The organism is Marilutibacter maris (genome assembly GCF_006546735.2).
Lineage (GTDB): Bacteria > Pseudomonadota > Gammaproteobacteria > Xanthomonadales > Xanthomonadaceae > Marilutibacter > Marilutibacter maris.
The window spans coordinates 1-3,507 of record NZ_VICD02000189.1; the positions used below are offsets into that span (position 1 = coordinate 1).

The window sequence follows — 3,507 nt, forward strand, 5'->3', positions numbered from 1 at the left end:
ATGCTGCGCTCGACCGCCGTATTCAGCCTGATGACCTTCGTCTCCCGTATCGCCGGCTACGTGCGCGACGCGGTGACCGCGAGCCTGTTCGGCGCCGGGCCGGGAATGAGCGCCTTCGTCGTCGCCTACCGGATCCCGAACTACCTGCGGCGTATCTTTGCCGAGGGCTCGTTCTCCTCCGCCTTCGTCCCGGTGTTGTCGGAGCTGAAGGAAAAGGGCGACCAGAAGGCGCTGCAGGAGGTGCTCGATCACGTCGCCGGCGCGCTGTTCGCGGCGGTGGTGGTGGTCAGCGGTCTGGGCATGCTGGCGGCGCCGTGGGTGGCGCAGCTGTTCCTGGCGCTGGCGCCGCCGGGCACCGAGACCGTGCCGCTGGCCGCGCAGATGCTGCGGATCACCTTCCCGTACCTGGTGTTCATCTCGATGACCGCGCTGGCCGGTGGGGTGCTGAACAGCTTCCGCCACTTCGGCCTGCCGGCGCTGACTCCGGTCCTGCACAACCTGGCGATGATCGCGGCCATGCTGCTGCTGGCCGGACGCCTGGAGGTGCCGGAAGCGTCGATGGCCTGGGGTGTGCTGGCCGCCGGCATCCTGCAGGTGCTGGTGCTGTGGCCGGCGATGGGGCGGCTGGGGCTGCGCCCGCGGCTGCGTTTCGACTTCCGCCACGAGGGCGTGCGCCGGGTCGGCCGGCTGATGCTGCCGACGGTGTTCTCCTCCTCGGTCGCCCAGATCAACGTGCTGGTCGGCACGATGTTCGCGGCGCTGCTGGTGCCTGCCGCGCAGTCCTGGCTGTACTACTCCGACCGCCTGACCGAGCTGCCGCTGGGGCTGTTCGGGGTGGCGATCGGCACCGTGATCCTGCCGCAGCTGTCGCGCCACCACGCCGCCAAGGACGAGGCCGGCTATTCGAAGTCGCTGGACTGGGGGCTGCGCATCGTGCTGCTGATCGGCATCCCGGCGGCGCTGGGGCTGGCCCTGCTGGCCGAACCGCTGACCGCCTCGTTGTTCCAGCGCCGTGCGTTCACCGCCGAAGATTCGCGGATGGTCGGCATCGCCCTGACCGCGATGAGCGTGGGCATCCCGACCTTCATGCTCAGCAAGGTGCTGCTGCCGGCCTTCTATGCCCGCCAGGACACCCGCACGCCGATGCGCGCGGCGCTGATCACGGTGGTGGCGAACGTCCTGCTGACGGTGCTGCTGGTGACCCCGTTGTGGATGCTGGGCGTGGCCGAGGCCCATGTCGGCATTGCCGCGGCGACCGCGCTGGCCGGAATCCTGAACGCGGCCCTGCTGTGGCGTTACCTGCGCCGGCAGGGCCTGTACACGCCCGAGCCGGGCTGGGGCCGCTGGCTGGGGCGGATCGCGGCGGCGCTGCTGGCGATGACGGTCGTGGTGGTGGCGATCCGCGAGCACGTCGGCGCCTGGGGCGCGTTGCCGATGGGGTCGCGATGGTTGTGGCTGCTGGCGACGGTGGCCGCCGGCGGCGGCGCCTATGGGGCGACACTGTTGCTGCTCGGGCTGCGGCCGCGCCATCTGCGCCACTGAGCGTCGGGCGCGGGCGGGCGGTCCGGCGCGGGCCGGCGGAGTCCCGGTCGGGCCCGCAGGCGCCTGACGCGGGTAGGCCAGTCCGGACGCGGGGCGCAGCCGCCGGTGCCGGGATGTCCAGGAAGGCAGTTTTTCCGGGCGACCTATATACTGCCCGGTTCTATGAGCAGGCTGTTCCGTGACGTCGATGGCGGGCCCCGGTGTCCGCACGGCAGTGTGGTCTGCATCGGCGCCTTCGATGGCCTTCACCTGGGCCATCGGGCTCTGGTGCGCCACGCTGTCGCGCGTTCGCGGGCGATTGCCGGCGTCGGCACCACCGTCGGGTTGCAGGCGGTGGCGTTGAGCTTCGAGCCGCTGCCCCGCGAGTTCTTTGCGCCGCAGGCGCCGCCGCCACGGCTGCTGTCGCCGCGGGCCAAGGTCGAGGGCCTGCTCGGGCTGGGCGCCGACCAGGTCGGCCTGCTGCGTTTCAACGCGCGCCTGAGCGGCCTGGATGCGGAAAGCTTCGTCGAACGCGTGCTGGTCGAGCACCTGCGCGCATGCGAGGTCTGGGTCGGCCCCGGCTTCCGTTTCGGCAAAGCCCGTGCCGGAGACATCGACCTGCTGCACCGACTGGGCCGCCGCCACGGCTTCGTCGCCGGCGAGATCGAGCCGGTGATGCTGGACGGCGAACGGGTCTCCAGCACCCGCATCCGCGCCGCCCTGCAGGACGGTGCGTTCGACGCCGCCGCGCGGATGCTCGGTCGCCCGTACGCGATCGGCGGGCGGGTGGTGCGCGGACGGCAGCTGGGCCGCACGCTCGGCTATCCGACCGCCAACATCCGCTTCGGCGGCCGGACCCCGGCGCTGTCGGGCATCCACGCGACCTGGGTGCACGGCGTCGGCGATGCGCCGATGCCCTCGGTTTCCAGTCTCGGCACCCGCCCGACCGTCGACGGCGTGGAGCCGCTGCTGGAAGCCCATCTGTTCGATTTCGAGGGCGACCTGTACGGGCGCCGGATCGAGGTCGAGTTCGTCGCCAAGCTGCGCGACGAGGAAAAGTTCGACGACCTGCCGGCCCTGGTCGCGCAGATGGACCGCGACGCCGAACAGGCGCGCGCGGTGCTTGACCGCTCGCCCCGCAACGCCCCCCCGCGCGTGCCCGAGCGGACCTCCCACACAGAGCCTTCCTTCGAATAGACCGCCGTGAGCCAGGACTACAAAGCCACCCTGAATCTGCCCGCCACCGACTTCCCGATGCGCGGCGACCTGCCCCGGCGCGAGCCCGGGACCCTGGAGCGCTGGGAATCCGAAGGCCTGTACGCGCGCCTGCGCGAGCACGCGGCCGGACGCCCGCGGTTCGTGCTGCACGACGGTCCGCCGTACGCCAACGGCGCGATCCACCTCGGCCACGCGGTCAACAAGATCCTCAAGGACATCATCGTCAAGTCGAAGTGCATGGCCGGCTTCGATGCGCCGTACGTGCCGGGCTGGGACTGCCACGGCCTGCCGATCGAGATCGCGATCGAGAAGAAGCATGGCAAGGTCGGGGTCAAGCTCGACGCGGTCGAGTTCCGCCAGAAGTGCCGCGAGTACGCGCGGTCGCAGATCGACGTCCAGCGCCGCGATTTCAAGCGTCTGGGCGTGATCGGCGACTGGGACAACCCCTACCTGACCCTCGACTTCCATTTCGAGGCCAACGAGATGCGCGCGCTGGCGCGGATCATCGACAACGGCCACCTGACCCGCGGCGTCAAGCCGGTGCACTGGTGCTTCGACTGCGGCTCGGCGCTGGCCGAGGCCGAGATCGAATACCAGGACAAGGTCTCGCCGGCGATCGACGTCGCCTATGCGGCGCGCGATCCGCAGGCGATCGCGCGGGCGTTCGGCGTCGCGCTGCCGGAGGGGGTCGAGGTCGCGATGCCGATCTGGACCACCACTCCGTGGACGCTGCCGGCCTCGCTGGCGGTCTCGGTCGGTCCCGAACTG

3 protein-coding genes are annotated in these 3,507 nt (G+C 71.0%); all 3 read left to right on the forward strand.

Translation table 11 applies throughout. The features are described 5' to 3' along the window. Positions 1-1,542 (forward strand): murein biosynthesis integral membrane protein MurJ (murJ, locus tag FKV24_RS11115; RefSeq protein WP_111266025.1); only part of this gene is annotated, 1,542 nt, incomplete at its 5' end. Between the two features lie 162 nt (positions 1,543-1,704). Continuing rightward, positions 1,705-2,718, forward strand: a complete 1,014-nt coding sequence (locus tag FKV24_RS11120) for a bifunctional riboflavin kinase/FAD synthetase (RefSeq protein ID WP_141482434.1) — start codon at positions 1,705-1,707, stop codon at positions 2,716-2,718. Positions 2,719-2,724: 6 nt separating this feature from the next. Beyond that, a partial coding sequence (locus FKV24_RS11125; protein WP_141482435.1) for a class I tRNA ligase family protein occupies positions 2,725-3,507 on the forward strand: 783 nt, incomplete at its 3' end.